Annotated in this window: 23 protein-coding genes; 12 read left to right on the top strand and 11 right to left on the bottom strand. The window is 63.0% G+C overall.

Annotated elements, in window-relative coordinates; genetic code table 11:
• Positions 1 to 211: 211 nt before the first annotated feature.
• Both G6N54_RS29035 and G6N54_RS29030 read right to left on the bottom strand, forming a co-directional pair.
• The gene (locus tag G6N54_RS29035; RefSeq protein ID WP_163794242.1) at positions 212 to 1,030 is read right to left on the bottom strand and encodes a hypothetical protein; all 819 of its coding nucleotides are present in this window, start codon (positions 1,028 to 1,030) and stop codon (positions 212 to 214) included.
• A 280-nt stretch (positions 1,031 to 1,310) separates the two neighbouring features.
• The gene (locus tag G6N54_RS29030; protein WP_232073153.1) at positions 1,311 to 1,937 is read right to left on the bottom strand and encodes a TetR/AcrR family transcriptional regulator; all 627 of its coding nucleotides are present in this window, start codon (positions 1,935 to 1,937) and stop codon (positions 1,311 to 1,313) included.
• Between the two features lie 70 nt (positions 1,938 to 2,007).
• Between G6N54_RS29030 and G6N54_RS29025 the strand changes: the two genes are divergently transcribed.
• The 6 genes from G6N54_RS29025 to G6N54_RS29000 all read left to right on the top strand — a co-directional run bounded on the left by G6N54_RS29025 (position 2,008) and on the right by G6N54_RS29000 (position 7,736).
• Positions 2,008 to 3,606, top strand: coding sequence for a phytoene desaturase family protein (locus tag G6N54_RS29025; RefSeq protein ID WP_163794240.1), 1,599 nt, complete (start codon positions 2,008 to 2,010; stop codon positions 3,604 to 3,606).
• Positions 3,603 to 4,355 carry a hypothetical protein gene (locus G6N54_RS29020; RefSeq protein ID WP_163794238.1) on the top strand — a complete coding sequence of 251 codons (753 nt, stop codon included), beginning with the start codon at positions 3,603 to 3,605 and terminating at the stop codon, positions 4,353 to 4,355. The genes G6N54_RS29025 and G6N54_RS29020 overlap by 4 nt, the downstream gene beginning before the upstream one ends.
• 92 nt (positions 4,356 to 4,447) lie before the next feature.
• Positions 4,448 to 5,578, top strand: coding sequence for an NAD(P)H-dependent amine dehydrogenase family protein (locus G6N54_RS29015; RefSeq protein ID WP_163794236.1), 1,131 nt, complete (start codon positions 4,448 to 4,450; stop codon positions 5,576 to 5,578).
• Positions 5,579 to 5,596: 18 nt separating this feature from the next.
• Entirely contained in the window at positions 5,597 to 6,799 is a 1,203-nt protein-coding gene (locus tag G6N54_RS29010; RefSeq protein WP_163794234.1) for an LLM class flavin-dependent oxidoreductase, read from the top strand.
• Between the two features lie 21 nt (positions 6,800 to 6,820).
• Positions 6,821 to 7,312 carry a nitroreductase family deazaflavin-dependent oxidoreductase gene (locus G6N54_RS29005; protein WP_163794232.1) on the top strand — a complete coding sequence of 164 codons (492 nt, stop codon included), beginning with the start codon at positions 6,821 to 6,823 and terminating at the stop codon, positions 7,310 to 7,312.
• 22 nt (positions 7,313 to 7,334) lie between these two features.
• Positions 7,335 to 7,736, top strand: coding sequence for a nuclear transport factor 2 family protein (locus G6N54_RS29000; RefSeq protein WP_163794230.1), 402 nt, complete (start codon positions 7,335 to 7,337; stop codon positions 7,734 to 7,736).
• 122 nt (positions 7,737 to 7,858) lie between these two features.
• On the opposite strand, the gene G6N54_RS28995 is transcribed toward G6N54_RS29000, so the two are convergent.
• The 4 genes from G6N54_RS28995 to G6N54_RS28980 all read right to left on the bottom strand — a co-directional run bounded on the left by G6N54_RS28995 (position 7,859) and on the right by G6N54_RS28980 (position 11,213).
• Entirely contained in the window at positions 7,859 to 9,223 is a 1,365-nt protein-coding gene (locus G6N54_RS28995; protein ID WP_163794228.1) for a protoporphyrinogen/coproporphyrinogen oxidase, read from the bottom strand.
• Between the two features lie 123 nt (positions 9,224 to 9,346).
• Positions 9,347 to 10,267 (bottom strand): alcohol dehydrogenase catalytic domain-containing protein, encoded by a 921-nt coding sequence (locus tag G6N54_RS28990; protein WP_264078300.1) that lies wholly within the window; start codon positions 10,265 to 10,267, stop codon positions 9,347 to 9,349.
• 119 nt (positions 10,268 to 10,386) lie between these two features.
• A complete protein-coding gene (locus tag G6N54_RS28985; RefSeq protein WP_163794224.1) occupies positions 10,387 to 10,806 on the bottom strand; it encodes a nuclear transport factor 2 family protein in 420 nt (139 codons plus the stop codon).
• Entirely contained in the window at positions 10,806 to 11,213 is a 408-nt protein-coding gene (locus G6N54_RS28980) for a nuclear transport factor 2 family protein (RefSeq protein ID WP_163794222.1), read from the bottom strand. The genes G6N54_RS28985 and G6N54_RS28980 overlap by 1 nt, the downstream gene beginning before the upstream one ends.
• Before the next feature lie 25 nt (positions 11,214 to 11,238).
• Between G6N54_RS28980 and G6N54_RS28975 the strand changes: the two genes are divergently transcribed.
• Complete coding sequence (locus G6N54_RS28975; protein WP_163794220.1) at positions 11,239 to 12,369, top strand: AraC family transcriptional regulator; 1,131 nt, start codon at positions 11,239 to 11,241, stop codon at positions 12,367 to 12,369.
• 47 nt (positions 12,370 to 12,416) lie between these two features.
• Here G6N54_RS28975 and G6N54_RS28970 read toward each other — a convergent pair whose 3' ends face one another.
• Positions 12,417 to 12,740 (bottom strand): sulfotransferase, encoded by a 324-nt coding sequence (locus G6N54_RS28970; protein WP_163794218.1) that lies wholly within the window; start codon positions 12,738 to 12,740, stop codon positions 12,417 to 12,419.
• A 45-nt stretch (positions 12,741 to 12,785) separates the two neighbouring features.
• Between G6N54_RS28970 and G6N54_RS28965 the strand changes: the two genes are divergently transcribed.
• Complete coding sequence (locus G6N54_RS28965; RefSeq protein WP_163794215.1) at positions 12,786 to 13,334, top strand: TetR/AcrR family transcriptional regulator; 549 nt, start codon at positions 12,786 to 12,788, stop codon at positions 13,332 to 13,334.
• Positions 13,335 to 13,356: 22 nt separating this feature from the next.
• Here the strand turns inward: G6N54_RS28965 and G6N54_RS28960 are convergent, their stop codons facing one another.
• The gene (locus G6N54_RS28960; RefSeq protein ID WP_232073838.1) at positions 13,357 to 13,989 is read right to left on the bottom strand and encodes a TetR/AcrR family transcriptional regulator; all 633 of its coding nucleotides are present in this window, start codon (positions 13,987 to 13,989) and stop codon (positions 13,357 to 13,359) included.
• Positions 13,990 to 14,230: 241 nt separating this feature from the next.
• Between G6N54_RS28960 and G6N54_RS28955 the strand changes: the two genes are divergently transcribed.
• The 4 genes from G6N54_RS28955 (at position 14,231) to G6N54_RS28940 (ending at position 17,570) form a co-directional block, all read left to right on the top strand.
• Positions 14,231 to 15,277: a DUF7064 domain-containing protein gene (locus G6N54_RS28955; RefSeq protein WP_163794211.1), complete on the top strand. Its 1,047-nt coding sequence runs from the start codon at positions 14,231 to 14,233 to the stop codon at positions 15,275 to 15,277.
• Positions 15,278 to 15,319: 42 nt separating this feature from the next.
• Entirely contained in the window at positions 15,320 to 16,438 is a 1,119-nt protein-coding gene (locus G6N54_RS28950; RefSeq protein ID WP_163794209.1) for a phosphotransferase family protein, read from the top strand.
• Positions 16,439 to 16,440: 2 nt separating this feature from the next.
• On the top strand, positions 16,441 to 17,193 hold the full coding sequence (locus tag G6N54_RS28945; RefSeq protein WP_163794206.1) for a hypothetical protein: 753 nt from the start codon (positions 16,441 to 16,443) through the stop codon (positions 17,191 to 17,193).
• Positions 17,194 to 17,294: 101 nt separating this feature from the next.
• The gene (locus G6N54_RS28940; RefSeq protein ID WP_163794204.1) at positions 17,295 to 17,570 is read left to right on the top strand and encodes a hypothetical protein; all 276 of its coding nucleotides are present in this window, start codon (positions 17,295 to 17,297) and stop codon (positions 17,568 to 17,570) included.
• 6 nt (positions 17,571 to 17,576) lie between these two features.
• Here the strand turns inward: G6N54_RS28940 and G6N54_RS28935 are convergent, their stop codons facing one another.
• Genes G6N54_RS28935 through G6N54_RS28925 form a run of 3 tightly spaced genes read right to left on the bottom strand, consistent with a single transcriptional unit; the run spans position 17,577 to position 20,516 of the window.
• Positions 17,577 to 18,341, bottom strand: coding sequence for a crotonase/enoyl-CoA hydratase family protein (locus tag G6N54_RS28935; RefSeq protein ID WP_163794202.1), 765 nt, complete (start codon positions 18,339 to 18,341; stop codon positions 17,577 to 17,579).
• A 37-nt stretch (positions 18,342 to 18,378) separates the two neighbouring features.
• Positions 18,379 to 19,371 carry an acyl-CoA dehydrogenase family protein gene (locus G6N54_RS28930; protein ID WP_163794201.1) on the bottom strand — a complete coding sequence of 331 codons (993 nt, stop codon included), beginning with the start codon at positions 19,369 to 19,371 and terminating at the stop codon, positions 18,379 to 18,381.
• Positions 19,368 to 20,516, bottom strand: coding sequence for an acyl-CoA dehydrogenase family protein (locus G6N54_RS28925; RefSeq protein WP_232073144.1), 1,149 nt, complete (start codon positions 20,514 to 20,516; stop codon positions 19,368 to 19,370). The genes G6N54_RS28930 and G6N54_RS28925 overlap by 4 nt, the downstream gene beginning before the upstream one ends.
• Positions 20,517 to 20,550 lie beyond the last annotated feature (34 nt).

Below are 20,550 nucleotides of genomic sequence, written 5' to 3'. Positions count from 1 at the left end.
AGGGCGAGACCAATGGCCGAGACAATTGCACCGATGCGAACGCCAGTGGTGTGTTCGGCATACTTCGCCGCCAACACGGCCACGGTGTCCGACGGGCTCATGAAGGGCTGAATGAACCGGCCGAGCAGGACAGCACCGACCAGGGTCACAATCGCCATGGCGGGCCCGCACCAGATCCCGATCCGCTGCAGCCGCGCGTCCCCCATTGCCGTCAGGCGCTATCGCGGGCGATCGAGTCGTCGACGGTAACGGTTGAGGAGCTCCCCGCTTTCAGCAGCCAGACGGTATTCGCCACGAACTGAATACCGAAGACCACCGCCGGCAACCAGAAGACGAAGACACCGTTCCACGCGAACGGACCATCCTTGAAGAACTGCAACACGATGGCCGGGGTGTAGACCAGAGTGGCCCAGATGTTGAGGTAGCCAAGCCAACGCGGAAACAGTGGCCTGCGTTGCGAATCGGTGAGGATGGCGAAGGCGAACGCGAAGTTCTGCGCCATGAACGGCGCCCACGGCATCACCACGATGAACCAGGCCATGTCGTTCAGCGCCTGGGTGGTCTCCGCCGCGCGCTCGGGACGAAACGCGGTGACCGCCCACAACATCGGAGGAATCATGAATGTCACCGAGGCCACCGCTCCGCCGGCCAGTGCCACGCCCGCCGCGGTGTGGCCAGCACCAGGGATGCGGCGGATTTGTCCGTAGATCGCTCCCGAGTAAGCGATGTAGAACATCGACGCCAACAGGATCAACGCCGCACCGAACCGGATTCCGGTCGCATGTTGTTGGTAGTGCGCAGCGATCTCAATCGCCGACGCGCCCGGCCGCAGCGGCGGTAGGAACCCGGACAGCATCAGTCCACCAAAGAACAACAACGGGCAGATGATGCCGCTAAAAGCGCACGCGCGTTGGAACGTTCGCTGAGCCCCGAAGCCCGAAACTACGGACGCGTTCAACGGCTCGGCCACACTCGCGGATTTCCTGGCCGCACGGACAGTCTCGTGGCCAAAGTCGTGTTGTAGTGCCATGAGGGCGGCTCCTTCAGGTCGGGCTATCGATCGACCCCGTTCAGGCAGACGGAATTCCCCGGGACCATTCGGTGCCTATCAAACTAGTCCTCGCTGAAACTCTTTTCAATAATGAATTAGAATTCAGTGCGCTTGACGTCGGCACACGCCGATCAGGGGAGCTGCCGACTGCACCGCCGCGGTTGTCCGCCGAACGCCGGGTGTGATGAAATGCCTTGTTGTGGAACGATTCTGAGCGTCACTCCGCGTACGCCAGGGGTGGTCTTGCTGCGGATGGAAGCTACGGCAGTTTCCGTCGCGCAATCTCCCGCGCGGACTCGGGGTCGACGCCGAAGCCGCGCAGCATCATCTCCGCGCCGCGGGACTCGGTCTTGGGACCCGGGGGCAGGCGGCCGGCGAGGATCGACCGGATGGCGGCCAGCGCCGCACCCACGATCGATGTCAGGGCAAGCTCCAGATCGTCGATCGTGAATCGGCCGGATTTACGGCCGCGGGACAGCGTCTCCATCGCCCACGGCGTCACCGCGTCCTCGAAGATCGCGTTGACCCGGTCGAGTTCGACGAGCACCCGCGCCAATTCGGGCTCGTCTCGGCTGAAGCGCAGGAAACGCCGATAGGACGCCGAGGCGGCCTCGGCGGGATCGCTGAACTCGAGTGCGTCGGAACCAATCCGAGCGGCCAGGCTGGCGAGCAGATCGGCGACGACCGCCTCGATGAGCGCGTCCTTGGACGGGAAGTAGGTGTAAAAGGTGCCGAAGCCCAGATCGGCAAGATCGGTGACATCGCCGATTCGAAGGTCCGCCACCCCGTTCTCGGCAATCAGCCGATGGGCTGCGTTCAGGAGCCGTTGCCGAGCTTCGGCCTTTCGCCGATCGCGGCGCCCCATCGGGGCAGCGGGAAGTGTCACGACAGCAGTATCGTATTCGATCGTCATCTCAATCTTGATTTTGCAATCGAGTTCGATCAGGATCACAGGTATGACGGAAAATAATCTGCCCACCGATGCCGACTACTTGATCATCGGGGCCGGACACAACGGGTTGACCGCCGCGTGTTACCTGGCCCGGGCCGGATTTCGGGTGGCCGTCGTGGAAGCGTCGCCCACCGTGGGCGGGATGACCTCCACCAACGCCACCCTGTCGAAGGCTCCGGGTCACTACTTCAACGAGGGCGCCATCCAGCTGACCGGGATTTTCCAGCTCTCCGGAGTGGCCGAGGATCTCCAACTCCACAAATACGGGCTACGACGAATCTCGGTGGACCCCGCGCACATTCAGTTGGCGCCGGACGGAAGTTCGCTCGCCATCTGGAAGGACGCCAGCCGCACCGCCGACGAACTGCGGCGCTTTTCACCTAAAGACGCCCGAGCGTGGCTGGACATGGCTAACGCGCTGGACCCGATCATGGACGTGGTCGTGGCCTACATGAAGTCGCATCCACTGCGCCCGTTCAATCGCGAGATGGCCGGCTCGTTATTCGGCGCCGCCCGCCACCTCAAGAAGATCGCCGGCTTGCGCAACATGATCACCGCGTCGCACACCGAATTCCTCGAGGAGACCTTCGAAACCGAATTGCCCAAGGGCGCACTGGCAGCCATGGCGGCCTTCTCGCAGATGCGTCTGGACGCGACCGCATGGGCGATGATCTATCTCGGTGTCGTGCAAAAGGTTGCGAATGCGATGCCGGTCGGCGGCGCCGGCGCGCTGCTCGCTGCCCTGCATCGCTGCCTCACTGCGCTGGGCGGCACGGTGCATACCAACACCCGAGTGCAGCGGCTTGCCGTGTCCAACGACCGGGTGACCGGCGTGCAGCTGGAATCCGGTCGCTTCGTCGCGGCACGCAAGGGTGTCCTGACGACCTGCAATCCGGTCGTGACGCTCAACGAACTGCTGCCGGAGGGCACGCTGGATACGAAACTTTCGGCGCGCGCCAAGGACATTCCGATTCGCAAGACACACGCGACTTCGCTGAAGATCAACGTCGCCCTCGAGGGCCAAGTGACGATGAAGAAGCACGAAGATTGGCGCGGTGACGGACTGGACCTGCGCAAGTACCTCATTGCCTGGCACACCCTGAAGGAACAGGACGACGCTTGGAACGCCGTTGTGCGCGGGCAATGGCCAGACCCGGTGCCGGTCAGCTGTGCCATTATCCCGACCGCGGTGGACCCCACCCAGGCCCCCGAGGGACGTGACAATTTGTGGCTGTGGTCGGGCGTCATCCCGGCGACACCGGAAGAGCCATGGGACGACGTCCGCGACAAGGTCGGCGACGCCGTATTGCGGGATACTGCGCAGCATTACCAGGGACTCGACAAGCTCGAGATCGATCGGGCCGTGCTCGGTGGACCCGACCTCGAAGAGAGGTTCAACGCTCCGGCGGGCAACGTCTATCACGTCGACCCGCTGATCACCCGGTTCGGGCCACTGAAGCCCGCGGCCGGCCTGGGCGGCTATCGGACGCCGGTGCAGGGGCTCTATCTCAGTGGCGCGGGCACCCACCCCGTGGGCGGAGTGTGCGCCCTGCCGGGCAAGCTCGCCGCGCAGACGGCGATCCGCGACCAAAGGAAGCAATGACGGCACCCGACGAGCTGCTGCGCGACATCGAATTGTCGCGCAAGATCCAGACCTTCTGCACGTGGTGTGGTCCGGCGTTCGTGGTTCTGTTGTTCGGCGGTTGGGGTTTGATGGGCGGTTTCATTCCGCTCATACCACCGTCGTGGCAAGCCCAGCAGGTGGCCGCGGCCTACGGTGAGACCGTCAACGCCCACCGGCTCGGCGCGCTGCTGGCATTGATCGGCATCTTCTTGACGATCCCGTTCTTCTTCGCGATCAGCATGCAAATCCGGCGAACCGAGTTGCGTGTGCCCAGTTTGGCAATTCTGCAGTTCGCTTCCGGGATCATCGTCACCGTCGTGTTGATCATCCCGATGCTGCTGTTCATCGGTGGGTTGTTTCGCCCCGAGCGCCCGGCGGAGCTGACGAAGCTCGTCAACGACCTGTCCTACGTGATGTTGATCCTGCCGTGGCCACCGATCTTCGGCCAGCTCGGCGCACTCGTTGTTGCGATCTTCCACGACCGCAGCACAACGCCGGTGTTCCCGCGTTGGCTCGGGTTCTTCAACCTCTGGGTCGCACTGTTGCTGCTTCCGGCGAGCATGATCATCTTCTTCAAGACGGGCCCGTTCGCATGGACCGGAGTGATCGGGTTCTGGATACCCGCCGCTGTCTTTGGCATCTGGTACATCGTGATGACCGTCGTTCTGCTGCGCGCCATTCGCGACGAGGCGGCAACGGACGAACGCGCGGCGCGTTCAAACGCATGACCGCTGCCTCGTTGTCTGACGGCCGAAACGATCAATTGTTTGGCCCCGCAGACGATTGAGCCCAGAACCGCGTATAACTAACGTTCGCTGGCATGAGTGGTAATGACCTGCGCCCGCCGTATCGAATCGCGGTCTGGGGCCCGGGAACGGTCGGTGTCGCCGCGATACGCGAACTCATCCACCTTCCCGAAACCGATCTGGTGTCCGTATTCGCTTACAACACAGCCAAACACGGCACGGATGCCGGTAAGCTCGCGGGGATGGCGCCCGTCGGGGTTAGCGTCAGCACCAACCTCGCCGAATTCCTGGCCACACAACCCGAATGCATCATCCACGCCCCACGCGACTTCGGCGACTTCGCTGCCGACAGCGATCTCGTCATGTTGCTAGAACACGGCATTAACGTCATCACCGTGCTGCCTTACCAATATCCGCACCGCCGCGGCGACGCGGCGTTCGAGCGACTCGACGCAGCAGCCAAGAAGGGAGGCGCGACGCTGTTCGGTACGGGTATCAACCCCGGGTTTCTGTTCGAGCGCGTGGCGCTGACCGCGACGGGGCTGTGCAATGCGGTGGAGCGAATCTCGCTCTCCGAGTATGTCAACATCGAGCACATCACTAGCGGCGCAGAATTCCTCACCATCATGGGATTCGGCATGGAAGCCACCCAACCGGAAATGGTCGACGCGGTAGCGGGCACCGTGAACAACTACCTGACCCAAAGCCTCTACTACGCAGCACATCACATGGGCCTGACGATCGAGCGACTCGAGCGCGACGACGATCACATATCAACACCGGTGGATATCGAGATTCCGGACCTGTTCACTTTGAAGGCCGGCACGGTCGCATTGGTGCGATTCCGGTGGACCGCCTACTGCACGAATGGCCCCACCCTGAGTACCCAAGTCAATTGGTACGCCACCGACGCGATGCGGCCCGAAGAAGCACTGGGTCACGGCGACGATGTCTGGAAGATCCAGATCGATGGACGACCGAGCTTCCAACTGTGCGCGGAACTGTCCGGGACCCCACGCGGCGACGCGGTTCACCCAGACAATCCAACGCATCCTTCGATGCTCGGCACCGCCATACCCGCTGTCCAGGCGATCGCTTCGGTCATCGACGCTCCTGCCGGAGTGATGGTCGCCGACGCGCCACAGTTCCACTGGAAGCGGGATTTTAGGCTCGATTCCGCCCGCGCCGCGACAGCGGTACGCTGAGAAAGGGCTCTCCCCGGTATGAAAAGGCAGCTCAAAGTCGGCCTCTGTGGCCGGATGTTCCCGCCAGCCCGCGAAGCGCTGGCCGCAGCGGAACGTGCCGAGGCGCTCGGCTGGGATTTCATCAACTATCCCGACCAGCTCAGCGGCGCCCATCCCACCGGTCTGCTGCAGGTGCCGGTCGCCGACACAGACCCGACCGCACCCACCGGAATGTACTCCGACGTGTGGTATGGCTCGTTCGAAATGTGTGCGGCGACAGCAGCTCTCACGCGCGAGATCGACATCATGCTGGCAGTTGTTGACCCACTGCGCCGCAGCCCCGCGCTCATGGCGCAGGAGATGGCGACGCTGCAGCACCTATCCGGCGGCCGTATGACATTCGCTCTTGAATCCGGCGAAGCCAAGCAGTTCGAGCCCTACGGCGAAACCCGCACCAAACCGATTGGCAAACTGGAAGAGTCGATTCGGGTGTTCAAAGCGCTCTGGGAATCAGGCGGTAAACCGATCTCCCGTCCGTCCGAGTTCTGGCCGCTGACCAACGCCGTCTTTCCGATCCCACAGTTCAACGGCCGAAATCCCGAACTGTTGATTGTTGGCGGCGCAAAGAGGCTGCTGGAACTTGCGGGTGCGCAATGCGACGGCTGGCTGACCTTTTTACCCGGCGGGGTAATGGACGACGTCGGTTTACTCGCGGATACGATAAGCGTCGTCAAGGCCGCCGCCGCGATGGCGGGACGAGATCCAGATGACTTGCGTTTCGTCGCACAGGTTTTCGCGTCGATCGGCGAGACAGATGACCAAGCGTGGGAAATGGCACGCAGGCCTCCCGTGGGCTGGCTGGGTGTGATCGGTGCATCCATCGCAGGCAGTGACGCATGGAAGAAGTGGGGCTACGATCACCCGTTCGGTGACTTCAACTGGGCCAAAGACATGGATATCAACAAGGTCACCGCGATGCAGGCCAGCCAACTCGTCGAACGCGTGCCCGACGAGATCCTGGACCACGCCTGTGTCTGGGGATCGCCGGCGCGAGTCGCGGCTCGGCTGCAGAGCTTTGTCGAAGCCGGCATCACCGAGATCTCGCTCTTCAATTTTGCTGCAAGCGCCGACCCACAGCACGCGCTGAAATGGCACGGATTGGCATCCGAGATTCGGACGAGGCTCGGTGTGACCCCCTTGGCCCTGGATGAACATGCAGCCGTAAGTTCCGCCACCACCTGACCATCCAAGGAGGTGTGATCGATGGCGCATACCGCCGATAGCTCCCACATAACCCACATCCAGCAGGAACCCGGTCGGTTGTTGTGGGCAATCAACCGAATACCGACGTGGATCTTCAAATTGGGGATGGGCCGGCTCTTAGGAAGCCGATTCGCGATGATCACCCACCGGGGTCGCAAGTCCGGTGCTCACCACACCGTGATCATTGAAACCGCCGACGGTAGCATCCAACAGGGTCGGCTGGTCTACATCATCGCCTACGGCACCCGCGCCCAGTGGTATAAGAATCTCAAGGCTTCGCCGGCGGTCAGCATCGAAATCGCCGGAAAGACATACCATCAGCCGCGCTACGAATTCCTCGACAAGGCCGCGACCGAACGCGCCATCGCAAGCTACTGGGCCAGATATCCAAAGCTCGCGGGATGGATGGCTCGCAACGGCGTGTTCTTCTACCCGGGCCCACTGGGCGACCATCCTTATGCCCCCACATCCGTCGCCTTCTACCTCGATTGAATTAGACAATGAAGGAGCGCAGATGAGCAGCACGATAACAGAATTGACTGAGCGGACGAGAGAAGCCGCTGAAGCCATGTACGGTTCGGTCACGCGCGGTGACCTCGAGACCTTTATGTCATACGTTTCACCGTCGGTAGCTATCGTGGAGCCGGATTACCTGCCATACGGCGGCCGCTATCAGGGACTTGATGGTCTGCAACGACTTTTCGCGGAGTTTGCCGTTCGGTTCAACCTTTCCGGCCTGCAGATCGAGCGCATCATGGTCGACGGCGCGCACGTCTGTGCGATCTGTCGGGTCCCGACCGCCAGCGGGAAGTCCGTCGTCGAATTCATCGAGCATGCCGTTTTCGAGGATGAACGGGCTGTCGAGTTGCGGATCTACATGCACCACCTAGGCGACCTGGTCGAGTCGGTGGCGTAGCCACGCATTCTCGCCGTATTCTCGGGGGGTCGGCCAGGCCCGCTTCGCTGATCAGGGACAGATAACGAAACGCCTTGCGGCACTACCGACCTCAAACCGTGCGAATGCATCGCATCCCCGACTCAGCGACCGGTCAACGCAGGCCTTAGTGCCAGCGTGGCGGCGAGGCGGCGCGCCGCATTCTCTCCGGAGACGACGCTACCGTTGACCGACGGCATACCGACATAGTCGCCCGCAAGCTGGACTCGGTCCCGCGGATCGATCCAGCGGTTGATGTCGGCGATCGCACGCTGGGTACCGTGGGTCAGCTTGATGGCCCCCGGCGTCCATCGTGTGATCTCGGCGAATTCGATATGCCCGCTGATACCCGGCTCGACGCGTTCCAAGTCGGGCAGTATTTCGGCCAGCAGCTGGTCGTCGGAGAGTCCGAGCCGCGGTGTGACCCATTCGTGGTAGGGCAGTAAACCGATGAGCCCCTTGCCTTCCGGTGCGGCGCCCGGCGACAGGCTGTGCTCGTAGCTGATGGTGGCCAGTCCTCCGAGCTGGCCCGTCCCCGCAACAACCAGCAGCGCCTTTCGCGCCGGACGCCGGGACAGGCCGAGCCGGATCGAAAGGAGATTGGCCTGCTCGATGCGGTCGAGCATCGTACTTTGCACTGCCGACTCTATTTCGGGGAAAATCTCAGCCGCTTGCGGCGCGGATGGGGTCACCACGACGCCGTCGACCTCGTCGTCGTGGCGGCCCGCGACGTCTTCCCACTGGACCTGCGCGCCTCGTTCGGTGCGAACGATATTGGTGACCGTGGCACCCGTCCTGACGTCCAGACGCGCCGCGACTGCCTTGGCGAAGAATTCCATCCCGCCGCGGTAGCCGAGCAGCCCACCCAAGAGAACTTTCCAGATCGTGAACCAGAGATCGGCAATGGACAACTCTCGGCCTTCGACCACGAAGATGCCGCCGAGCACCGGATCGAGGAGGTGATCACGGATCTCGGGGTTGAGCAGCCGATCGCAGTACTGGGCAACGGTTTCCGTGTCGAGTTCGGCGCGCGCGGCGGCGTCGGTGTAACCCACCTTGGCGCGGGCCCGGAGCAGATCTGGGACAGCCTTGGCCAGCGCGAGCTTGCTTCTCACCGAGAGCAGCGGTGTGCGGACAAAGTCCACGATGCCACCGGGGCCGCCGCCCCTGATCTCGTGGACCACACCGTCGCGGTACACGCCGATGACCGCGGGCGGAGTGATCACCGCGTCGCCGACTCCTACCTCCTGCGCGATGTCGAGCATCGCCTGATAGGAACCGGCCAGCACGGTGGCTCCAACGTTGACGATGTACCCGTCGCGGTGGATTGACGCAGTCGTGCCGCCCACCTGATCCGCCGCTTCCAGTACCGTCACCGAGGCGCCGTCTTGCTGCAACCGATGGGCGGCGGCCAGCCCGGCGACCCCGGCGCCCACGACGATCGCCCTAGGCCTGTTGTCCAGGTTCATGAACGAACGTTAACACCACCTGCTTGTCCGCAACCACCGCCTCCCAGCATCCAAGCTTTGCGGCGGAGCGTATTTCGATTTTGCCGCTACATGGCAACTAAAACCGTTCGGGACGGCGTTCCGTCAGTGACAGATAACGAAACGTCCCGGGGCAGTTCCGTCGTCGAGCTGTCGGAGTGCACGAGGCAAATCGTCGAAGGTGATCTCGACGAGAGGCGTCACCAACTGCCCCGAAGCGAAAAGATCATAGACAGCGGCGATGTCGTGGGCGTCACCACCGAGACTGCCGATCAGTTCGACCTGCTTGGACACTAAAGCCAGCGTATTAATCGTTGCCTCGGCGACACCCAGTCCGACCTGGACAATGCGTCCGCCCGGCTTGATCACTTCGATCGCGACGGCAGTCGTCGTCCCGAAACCAGCGAAATCTATGACGACATCGAGGTTGAGACCGTTGAATTCGGATACGTCGTCAAAGGCCTCGACAATCCCCGCATCATAGCCGCGCTGCCGAGCGACGGGCTGCGGATCGGCACCGTAAACCGTTGCCCCTGTGATGGTCCCGACCCGGGCACCGATCGTGCCCAGACCGCCCAGGCCGATGATCCCCAGTTTGGTTCCCGCACGCACTCCCCCCGCCGAGATCACCGCGTGATAAGAGGTCATACCCGCATCCGTGCCCACGGCCGCCTGAACGTAGGAGGTGCCGTCCGGGATCGCGACAAGCGCCTCGACCGAAGCAACCGTTCGTTGGGCAAATCCTCCGTCACGGGTGTCGCCATGACCGTCGACCAGCTGGTACACACCTACGCGATCACCCACCGCGTACTCGGTCGCACCGTCACCGACCGCTGCGATGACGCCCGCGATTTCGTGACCCAACACGATCGGTAGCTTGTGGGGGAAGGGTTTTAGGATTCCGGCGGCCATCGCGACGTCGCTGTGGCACAGACCCGCCGCCCGGATATCGATTAGCACTTCGCCCTTACCGGGCGTGGGATCCGGCAACTCAACACATTGCAACGGCTCGCCGAATCCCACCATCTGCCAAGCCTTCATCGCCATATCCCTTCATCGCAGCAGGACGCGTTCGGCGTTAGACGTCTCAAAGTCGGCACTCTCACGCCCCGAGGCCGCGTGGTTGGCGTCCGTGATCTCCCTCGTCAACAGCGAGGGGACAGTGCTCCGAGGTCATGGACGAAGATCCGCATCTCGGTCACCCTGCCGTCCCGGATGGTCGACTGCTCGATGACATCAAGGACGCTCTTCTGGTCGGCCAATGGCATTCGGAGAAAACCCAGCACCGTCTCGCCGTCGGCGATGACCCGGTCCACGCTCAGGCCGGCGACGTCAAACGTCGCGGCGAGGTCGCCGAACAGTGACAAAAACTTGTCAACTCCCCGGTAGGTGCCCCCGTAGGGTAGAAAGGCAGGCTCGATCACGACGATGTCGGGAGACAATGCGGCGACAAAGGTGTCGAGGTCGCCGTGCTTGACCGCCTCGTACATAGAGGTGACCAGTGCAAGGTTGCTGTCGGAAGACACGGTGTCAGCTCTCTCCGGCGTCAGCTGCTGCAGTGGCATCACTGAGGCTCCCGCGCGAGCAACGGGCCGAGCACCTCATCAACGAGTTTGGTGTCGCAATACTCCCAGCCCTCGCAGATCCTGCCGTCGCGGAGGCGAAACAGCAGGTGGTAGACGTTGTTGTAGGGAACTCCGGTCACCAGCTCGCTGGTCCCGGTGAACTGAGCGGATACTCGATCGTGTTCAGCGGTCGCATTCAGGATGGTGAACTGGATGCCGCTCTTGGTGATCTGGAACAAGCTTCCCGCCAGTGCGACAAGGTCATCCCGGCTTAGTTGCCGGGAGACCACGCTGGTCCCCATGATCTCGTGCACGATGTCCTTGGTGCATAACGCTTTCAGCGCCGCGCCGTCGCCCTCCGCGACAGCGTTCAGCCAGCGAATCACGACGTCTTTGTTGGACTCCACCTCACCCACCTTTTTGTCAATATCGGTGCCGCCGCACGCGATTGGGCCTGTCAGACCTCGAGGCTATGACGGTGTCGAGGCCCCATTCAATGCTCGCCGCAGCCTTACGATTGAGATTTTCGGCCACGACTGCGATCACCGGCGTTACGCTGCCAATGTGAACAACCGTTTGCTTCCACGCAGCGCGCGCAGCGCTCGGCTGCTGCTCCGGGTTGGTAGAGACCACGGACTGACGCCGCTCGAGTGCCTCAGCGGAACCGATCTGATCCTCGACCAGCTCGACGGCCCGTTCGCGGAGGTCTCCGTAGCCCAAGAACTTACGATCGCGGCCAACCTGGTCCGGCACCTCGAGCCTGGCATCGGACTCACCGCGGGCGCACAGTACTCGATCGAGATGTTCGGCATGTTCGGCTTCGCCTGCATGAGCGCTCCGACGCTGCGAGAAACAATTGCGATCGCCCTGCGCTACCAGGATTTGGCGTTCATCCTCGCCGAGGCCGAATTTGTGGCTGGACCAGACTACGGCAGCATCGTCGTGAGCACGTCGCATCTGCCCCCGGAAGTCCGACGGTTCGCTGCCGACCACTGCATCGCTACAGTATGGTCAACGCTTCGCGACATCAGCGATGACATCACCGTCGGCGTGATCGACCTCGCGTTCGCCGCGGGTTGCGACGCGGACCGGTACCGGTCGCACTTCGGCGTCACCCCACGGTTCAGTCAGCCCACCAACAGCATCGGATTCGGCAACGCCGTTCTTGATCGTCCTCGCGAGGTCGATATCGACGCGATGCGTGAATGTGAGCGCCAGTGCAACGACCTGTTGGCACGGCGTGAATCCCTTGTCGGTACCGCCGGCAGGGTCCGGGAACGACTGGCACGCGCCGCCGACACCGTCCCCGCGATGCGCGATGTGGCTTCTGATCTTTTTTTGTCGACGCGCACCCTGCGCAGGCGCCTCGAATTGGAGGGCACGTCCTTCCGTGAGCTCGTCGACGAAGTCCGCCAAAGTCGCGCCGAGGCGCTGATTGCCGACGGCATTGCAGTCAGTCAGATCGCACATCGGCTCGGTTATGGCAGCAGCTCGGCTTTCGTGCACGCCTATAAACGCTGGCGCGGCATCACCCCCGGCAGTGAGACGCTGCTGCACCGCTAGAGGGTTTGCCAACGGTAAATGACTAGCTGATAAGCCTCAATTCCCGCCTACTCGAAGGGAATTGAGAAGTATTCCTGATACCGCGCGAAGGCGATCCGATCGCGTGAATTCATCTCTTCGGTACCAAGATTCAGCTTATGCACCGGCCTGGCACCCCGTGGGTTCGCATCGACGTAGTGCTGCATCGCGTCCCGACCGGCTTGAGTCAGTTCCAGACCGAACGCACCGTACATCGCCGCGATCGCGGCAATCGGATCGTCGACCAGGTCGGTGTAAAGCAGGTGGTGCAAGCGATCTTTGGGGATTCCGCCGGCCTCGATCTGGTCGATGACGGCGTTGAATCGCCCCGCGGATAGATTTGGGTCGGTCACGTAGTCAAAAGCAATGGTGTTACCCGCGACGTCATCGACGCGACCGTGCGCTGCCTATCGGCCGGGGAGAGCGTCACCAGCCTCGGAGTTCAACGGATCTGCGAGGAAGCCGGTGTCGCGCGATCGGCGTTTTACAAGAACTTCGCTGACAAGACCGATCTGTTGCGCAGGGTCGTCGCCGACGCGACGGCAGATCTGTTCGATACCGCATGCGCCTGGGCCGCGGGCGCAGGCGGACGCGAATCCATGGCCGCCGACTGGAACACGGTGCACGTGTGGCGCGAACACGCACCGCTGCTGGGGGCATATTTCGAAGCTGCCGCCTACCAACCCGCACTAGCCGCAATCTGGGACGACAGAATGAAGGCGGTCGTCACCGCGATGAGAGACCGGATCAGCAACGGGCAGCGGGAGGGCTCGGTCCCCAACGACCTCGATGCAGACATGGTCGCGAAGTTCATCGTCTACGGATTCGAGCGGCTTACCGCCCAGCACGTCGCCAGCGCCCCCGCTTCGGCCGACGAGGAATTCGCACGGTCGATCTCGGAGGTCGGTTGGCGACTGATCTACGGATCCGCTGGCGGCCCAGCATAAGTCGCTGGGAGTGGGCAGCGGATTATTCGCGGTCGGACGCCGCTCGCACAATCGCTTCGGCTTCACGGGCGGGCAACCCGAGCGAGGCAAGCACGTGGCGCGCGAAAGCATGATGCGCGTTCGCACCGTGACGGCCGTTGAGTATTTCTCGAATGAGGGCGAAGGCGCCGCCGATCACCGCGGTGAGCAAGACCTCGATGTCGGCGACAACGAACCGGCCACTTTCGATTCCGCGCTCGACCGCGATGCGTGCGGGGTTGTGGACGGCGTCGCCGAACAGCTCCTCGGAGTGTCCGATGTTGACGATCAACCGGGCGAAGTCGGGTTCGTCGTAGGCGAGCCGGATGACGCGCAGATTCGCCAGCGCCACCACCTCGGCCGGGTCGGTGCCGTCCTCGACATTGGTGATGATCGCCGACGTCAAGTCGGACAGGCTCTCGGTGATCACCGCCTCGAGGAGGTCTTCCTTGGACTGGAAGTAGTTGTAGAACGAGCCCAACGCGACGTCAGCCTCTTCGGTGATGTCCTGGATGCGCAGGCTCGCAACCCCTTTGGCCGCAATCAGCGTCCGGCCGGCGTCCAGCAGCAGACGCCGCGTGCGCAGCCGCTGGCGCTCGACGCGCGTCGTCGCCTTGCCTTCGAGCTCGGACTTCACACCCGGATTATTACCGAATGAATTAAGTTTCACCCTTGAAATCATATTCATATTTTGTTAGTTTAACCCCACGGGGGTGAACTGGCTCACAGCTGACGGAGCGGCGATGTGACGATGCGCGGTCGCGACGAGCCGACACACCCGGAGTCGGAGACGTTGTGGCACAAGCCCAAAGCATTCTCGGGATCGCCCACGGACTCGGCACCTCCCCAAACCGTCAAGGCATAGGAGCGAACCACGCATGGCACTTGGCACACATTCCGGTGACACCGACCTGCTGTTGCCGATGCCGGCCGCCGGCGAGCAATGGGATCCGCATCTGATCCACACCCACTACTTCGGTTTCTCCGTTCCCGAAGCGGCAATCGGTGCGTTCCTTTACGTGCGCTACCAGCCAGCTTTTCCGCTGTCGCAGGGTGGCGTCTGCATCTTCCAGGGCACCGACAATGTCGAACACACCGATATGGCTTTCCTCGACTACGAGATCACAATGCCGTGGCCGCGGATCGAAGGCAGCACGATTACCACCGACAACGGGCTGACGATCGATTTCATCGACCCGGGCCGGACCGCACGGATCACTTATCGCAGCGCAGACGGGGCTGCCTCCGTCGACGTGGTCGCCGAAGCGGTGACTCCGCTGCTGGCCCGGGGACATGTGATGCCGGGCGAGGAAGACCATCACGACGTGGCACGCGAACCGGGCGGCACCGAGCAGTTCATGCACATGACCGGCGAATTGGTGTTGGAGGGCACAACCTATCCGGTGGACTGCTATGCACCGCGCGACCGCTCCTGGCGCCAGATCCGGGTGGAACGCCGTGGTGCGGTACCGGTTCCGCCCGTCGGCTGGTCACCGATGTACTTCGGCCCCGACCTCATCTTCAACCAAATCAGTTTCGAACCGTTGGATACCGACCCCGCCTGGGCCGGGCTGTATGAGGTCGGGGATCGCCCTTCACATCACTACGCCTGGATTCAGCGTGGCGAGGAGACCCGATCGATCAAATGGGTGCGGCGCAACGTCTTCGAGTATCACCCGCGCATTCACCTCCCCATGCGCCAAGAGATCACCGCCGAGGACGAGCACGGCGAGGTATATCGGTTCCAGGGTGAAGCGATCGCGTGCGCACCCCTGCCGGCCTGGCCCAGCACATCGTTCCACGACAGCGTGTACCGCTGGACCGACGAGCACGGCCGAACCACTCACTCCACGTATCAAGAGATTTGGTTCGACAAATACCAGCAAATGATGAATCGCCGAGCGTTGGCGGCCTCGCACTCATAACGCGTTGTCTCATCGACACATTGACTGAAAGAGGAGAAAGCGATGGCCCTGAAAAACGTTATCGACACCGAGTTGGCCGCGAAGCGGCTCGCTGATTGGCTGTCCTCGAAGCATCCCGATGCACAGGACATCACCGTGACCGACGTCCAGGTCCCCGGAGCAGGCGGGTTATCCAATGAGACCGTACTTTTCACGGCGAGCTGGCGTGATGCCGATGGTGAACAGACCCGCGGCATGGTTGCCCGGGTGCAACCCGACGGGCCTGGCGTGTTTCCCGACTATGACCTGAGCAAGGAAGCGGCCGTCATCAAGGCGTTAGCCGACCATTCGCCGGTACCGGTGCCTCAGGTGTACTACTTCGAGGAGAATCCGTCCGTCTTCGGTTCGCCGTTCCTGGTGATGCAACGGATCGACGGTCGCATCCCCGCCGACGATCCGCCCTTCACCGCGGCCGGCTGGGTGTTGGATCTGACACCGGATCAGCGACGCCAGATGTGGCACAACAGCCTCGACGTGCTGGCTCAGATCCACGATGTCGATTGGCGCACCGTGGGGCTGGACTTCCTCGACACCCCCGAGAACCACAGCGGGCTCGACGCGGGCCTGGCTAAGTGGCGACACACATTCGAGTGGGCCGCCGAGGGCGAGCCGAACCCGACGATCGAAGCGGCCCTGCGCTGGCTCGACGAGAACCGTCCTGCCGGCGCCGAACAAAAGGTGCTGAACTGGGGCGACGCCCGGGTGGGCAACATCATCTTCTCCGACGAGCTTGCCCCCGTGGGTGTGCTCGACTGGGAGATGTTGGTATTGGCCAGCCGCGAACAAGAGCTCGGCTGGTGGTTGTTCTTGATGCGCCACCACACCGAGGGTGTCGGTCTCCCCTTGCCGGAGGGTATCCCCGACCACGCCGAAACCATCGATTACTACCAGCGGACGACCGGTCACACGCTGCGCAACCTCGACTACTACGAAGTCCTGGCCGGCACCCGGCTGTCCATCCTGATGTGCCGCGCCGCGCACATGATGATCGGCGCCGGACTACTGCCGCCGGACTCCCCGATGGCACAGAGCAATCCGGCAAGTCAGCTGGTGGCGAAGCTGCTTGACTTGCCGGCACCCACTGGCGCAACGACAAGCTTCATTGGTAATCGAGGACAGTAAATATGAACGCTCAGATGGCTTTTCAGCGGTTCTGCGCGTTCAGCGCCATCATCTGCCTGCTGCTGTTCTTCGGCGGCTTTGTCTCCGCCGGATTCATACCGCCCCTGTCCCCGGGCATGTCCGCGGCCCAGATTGTCGCTCACTACCAGGCCCACACCGCCGGCATCCGGTTGGGCGCCGGGCTCATCTTCTTGAGCTCGATGTTCTACGTGTGGTTCACCGCCGTGATCTCCGGGCAGATTCGGCGGATCCCCGGGGTGCATCCCACTGTCGTCAACGCGCAACTGGTCGGCGGGGCGTTCGGGTGCGTGACGTTTCTGCTGCCGGCGCTCTTATTCGCGGTCACCGCGTTTCGTCCCGACCGCTCCCCCGAGCTGACGTTGCTGTTCAACGACATGAGCTGGATCATTCTGGTGATGCCGTGGACGCCGTTCATGCCCCAGTTCTTCTCGTTCGCCTTCGCGATCCTGTCGGATCCGAGGCCGCAGCCGTTATTCCCGCGCTGGCTGGCCTATTTCCTCATCTGGGTAGAACTGATGTTCACACCGGCGACCGTGCTTCCGTTCTTCAAATCCGGCCCATTCGCCTGGAATGGCCTGTTCGTTTTCTGGATGCCCGCAACGGTGTTCACGGCACTATTCATCGTCACGACGACCTGGCTGATCAAGGCCATCAACTCCGAAGCGCGCGACGCTCAGGCCGGCGCGGAGGCTCCCAGCCACGAGTCGCTAGCACGCGAAACCACATCGACATAGCTCGCACATCGGGGGTTGTGTGAGATTTAGCGTCTCAATATACTGGCGCGATCTCATAGAGAAGGTCGGCCTGCTACTGAGACGACGGGGAGGATGGCATCATGCCCACCTTGCGGAAGGCCGCGATCGTTGTGTTGGGCACGGTGGTGACCGGTCTCAATTTCGCGGTTCCCGCCGATGCGGATCCCGGCGACGATCCCTGTCACTCGATGTTCAATCCGATCTGTCGGATGGTACCCATGATGCCCGACCTTGACCACGACATTGATCTGACCCAAGATCCCAATGGGCCCACCGGTGGGCAGAGCACTTTCACACAGTCTGACACCAGGCAGGGCGGGCCCGGCCAACCGCGTGTCGGCCAAAGCGGGGGTTAGGAATCCCTACTTGCCCTGCCACTGTGGGGCGCGCTTCTCCGCAAAGGCCAGCGCCCCCTCCTTGGCGTCGGCCGACTTCCGCACCTCCGAGGTGATTGCAAGCTGCCACTCGAACGCGGGGAGATCGGTCCAGTTGCTTTGATGCGCAAGGATCTTCTTGGTCGCCTTGACGGCCAGTGGTCCATTCGCGGCGATCTTGGTCGCGACTTCGCGCGCCGTGGCCAGTGCTTCGCCTGGCTCGGTGAGCGCGGCGACGAGCCCATGGCGCTCGGCGTCCTGAGCCGTGATCGGTTCGCCCGTCAACGCGGTCAACATCGCCAGGGAGTAGGGCAACGCCTTCGGGAGCCGCAGCAACCCCCCGGCCGCGGCGACCAGACCCCGTTTGACTTCCGGCAGACCGAATTTGGCAGCCGTGCTGGCCACCACTATGTCCGCACTCAGGACCAGTTCACAGCCACCCGCCAGCGCCCAGCCCTCTACCGCCGCGATCAACGGTTTCGTCGGCGGACTTTCGGTAAGCCCGGCAAACCCGCGACCCGGGATGGAAGGCGACTCACCTCTGAGGAAAGCCTTGAGATCCATTCCGGCACAGAATGTTCCATCGGCACCCGTCAGAATGGCCGCCGTGAGGTCGTCGCGCGTCTCGAGCTCGTCGATCGCGGCGGCGATACCGGCTGCGACCGAGCTGTCAATCGCGTTCTTGGCTTGCGGACGGTTGATCGTGATCACCATGATCCGATCCGCGGTCTCGACCAGGACGGTGTCAGTCATTGCTTGCCTCCTGAAGTGTCGCCGGCAACGCGGCCGGTCATGCCGAGATGCTTTCCCACAGCTCAATTTCGCCTTCGTCTCGCACCCGTGCCCCGAGTCGGCGGCTGTAGGCGAATTCCGACTGGTCGGCGTCTCGCAGTGCCCACAACTTGCTGGTGTAGCGATGCAGGCCGTACTCGGCGGTGATGCCCACTGCCCCGTGCAGTTGGTGCGAGGTCCGTGCCACCAGGGTCGCCGCGGTGGCCGCGGTGATGCGAGCCGCCGACACCGCGCCGAACCTGCGTGTCTCGGGTGTGTGAACATCCGCGCATGCCGCCGTTGCCCGGTCGAGCGCCGACTGGGCGAACCTGGTACGCACGGCCATTTGCGCCAGCGCGGTCGACACGGCGGGGATCTTCACCAGCGGCGCACCGAACTGCTCGCGCTCTGTCACATACTTACGGGTGAGTTCGTAAGCCCCCCAAGCAGTCCCGAGCAGGGAGGCCGACCGTGCGAGCGCCAGTCGGTTGAGGACCTGCGCGGCGCCGGGTCCGCCTGATAGATGTGCGACGGACGCGCCGGCCAGGCTCACCCGCGCGTCGGGCAGCCCGGCGATGTCGTGGCCGGGCTCTACGGTGACCGATTCCCCCGCCAGCCGTACGCTCACCACCGAGGATGCGGTCACGATCACCAGCCCGTCGGCCCGGTCGGCGAAGGGGACTTGAATAAAGTTGGCGGTGACGGCTTTTGACGGGACATCCAGGTCCGGAGCTACGACGATCGTGTCGAAACTCTCACCGGCCACCGCCGCGTCCGCGGAATACGAGGTCGTCGACGCCTCGACGATCGGGGTACTCAGCCCGGCGCGTGCCAACTCCCGAACGACGACCACCAGGTCGGCCAGGCTACCGCCCGAACCGCCTTTGTCTTCGGGCATTCCGATTCCGGCGAGGCCGAGCTCGCACACCTGGCCCCATACCGAGCCCGCATCCCCGGCGTCGGCTGCGAGGTTCCTGATGAGATCCGTCAATTCGCGGGCGAATTCACTCATGGCTTGGTCTCGCTTTTTGTCACGATCGAAAGCAGGACGTCGGAGGCGCCGCCGCGAAGGGTGAACCCGGGTGAGGCCAAAAGCGCCTCCGCCAATGGATCGGTGCGCGAGGTCGGCAGCCCCACTCGTCGGGCGAATTCGATCACGTCGTTCTCGAACTCCGTGCCGAGATACTTCAAACTCGCCGCCTCCACGACAGGCGCGCGCCCAGCATCCATGGCGTTGGCGATCTCCCAGCATTGTCGCCGCAGCGTGGCCAGACGCGCGACCAGCGCGCCGAGCTCCACATCGTGACGATCATCAGAGGTCTTGCGCAGATGACCGATCGTTTCGGCCAGGAGCGGATACGTGCTCAACACCCGCTCGGGACCGCCGCGTTCGAATGACAGCTGCTCGACGACCTGACGCCAGCCGTTTCCCTCGGTCCCCAGCAGACGATCCTGAGGAACAAAGACATCGGTGAAAGTGACCTCGTTGAAATGGTGCTCGCCCGACATGTCGACTATCGGCGAAACCTCGATCCCGGCAGTGGACATGTCCACGACGAATTCCGACAGGCCTTCGTGCTTTTTGCCGCTGGCATCGGTGCGAGCCAACAGATAGGCGTGCGTCGCGCGATGCGCAACACTGGTCCAAATCTTGCGGCCGGTAACCGACCAACCGCCGTCAACCTTCTTCGCGATGGTGCGCACCGCCGCCAGATCCGAGCCGGCCTCCGGCTCACTCATGCCCAAACAGAAGATGTAGTCGGCGCGGATGATGCCCGGCAGCAATTCTTTTTGCAGCTCAGGGGTGCCGTGGCGCAAGATGGCCGGACCAATCTGACGATCGGCGATCCAGTGCGCCGCGACGGGCGCTCCGGCACGGAGCAGCTCCTCGGTGACGACAAGGCGCGAGCGAGCGTCGAGCCCGCCGCCGCCGAATTCCACCGGCCAGGTGATGCCGATGAGCCCATGCTCAGCGAGCGCCCGACTGAAATCAAGATCGAAGGAGCGCAGCCAGCAGTCGCTGCGGGGCGTGTAGCGACCCTCAGCCAGCCAGGAAGAGGTCAGCTCACGCACCTGTTGACGCAGCGCGGCGAGCCGCTGCGTCGCATCGACGTCGGCTCGCAGATCATGTTCCGTCATAGAGGCAGTGTCTGTCATGCCCGCGGGCCCGTCTCCGAGTGGCGCACGGACG

Source organism: Mycobacterium stomatepiae, assembly GCF_010731715.1.
GTDB classification, from domain to species: domain Bacteria; phylum Actinomycetota; class Actinomycetes; order Mycobacteriales; family Mycobacteriaceae; genus Mycobacterium; species Mycobacterium stomatepiae.
This window is presented reverse-complemented; position numbering and strand designations above follow the sequence as displayed.

Coding starts and splice junctions, on each gene's coding strand:
- G6N54_RS29035 (WP_163794242.1), bottom strand. CDS start 1,030: ATGGCACTACAACACGACTTTGGCCACGAGACTGTCCGTGCGGCCAGG.
- G6N54_RS29025 (WP_163794240.1), top strand. CDS start 2,008: ATGACGGAAAATAATCTGCCCACCGATGCCGACTACTTGATCATCGGG.
- G6N54_RS29020 (WP_163794238.1), top strand. CDS start 3,603: ATGACGGCACCCGACGAGCTGCTGCGCGACATCGAATTGTCGCGCAAG.
- G6N54_RS29015 (WP_163794236.1), top strand. CDS start 4,448: ATGAGTGGTAATGACCTGCGCCCGCCGTATCGAATCGCGGTCTGGGGC.
- G6N54_RS29010 (WP_163794234.1), top strand. CDS start 5,597: ATGAAAAGGCAGCTCAAAGTCGGCCTCTGTGGCCGGATGTTCCCGCCA.
- G6N54_RS29005 (WP_163794232.1), top strand. CDS start 6,821: ATGGCGCATACCGCCGATAGCTCCCACATAACCCACATCCAGCAGGAA.
- G6N54_RS29000 (WP_163794230.1), top strand. CDS start 7,335: ATGAGCAGCACGATAACAGAATTGACTGAGCGGACGAGAGAAGCCGCT.
- G6N54_RS28995 (WP_163794228.1), bottom strand. CDS start 9,223: ATGAACCTGGACAACAGGCCTAGGGCGATCGTCGTGGGCGCCGGGGTC.
- G6N54_RS28990 (WP_264078300.1), bottom strand. CDS start 10,267: ATGGTGGGATTCGGCGAGCCGTTGCAATGTGTTGAGTTGCCGGATCCC.
- G6N54_RS28985 (WP_163794224.1), bottom strand. CDS start 10,806: ATGCCACTGCAGCAGCTGACGCCGGAGAGAGCTGACACCGTGTCTTCC.
- G6N54_RS28955 (WP_163794211.1), top strand. CDS start 14,231: ATGGCACTTGGCACACATTCCGGTGACACCGACCTGCTGTTGCCGATG.
- G6N54_RS28950 (WP_163794209.1), top strand. CDS start 15,320: ATGGCCCTGAAAAACGTTATCGACACCGAGTTGGCCGCGAAGCGGCTC.
- G6N54_RS28945 (WP_163794206.1), top strand. CDS start 16,441: ATGAACGCTCAGATGGCTTTTCAGCGGTTCTGCGCGTTCAGCGCCATC.
- G6N54_RS28940 (WP_163794204.1), top strand. CDS start 17,295: ATGCCCACCTTGCGGAAGGCCGCGATCGTTGTGTTGGGCACGGTGGTG.
- G6N54_RS28935 (WP_163794202.1), bottom strand. CDS start 18,341: ATGACTGACACCGTCCTGGTCGAGACCGCGGATCGGATCATGGTGATC.
- G6N54_RS28930 (WP_163794201.1), bottom strand. CDS start 19,371: ATGAGTGAATTCGCCCGCGAATTGACGGATCTCATCAGGAACCTCGCA.
- G6N54_RS28925 (WP_232073144.1), bottom strand. CDS start 20,516: ATGACAGACACTGCCTCTATGACGGAACATGATCTGCGAGCCGACGTC.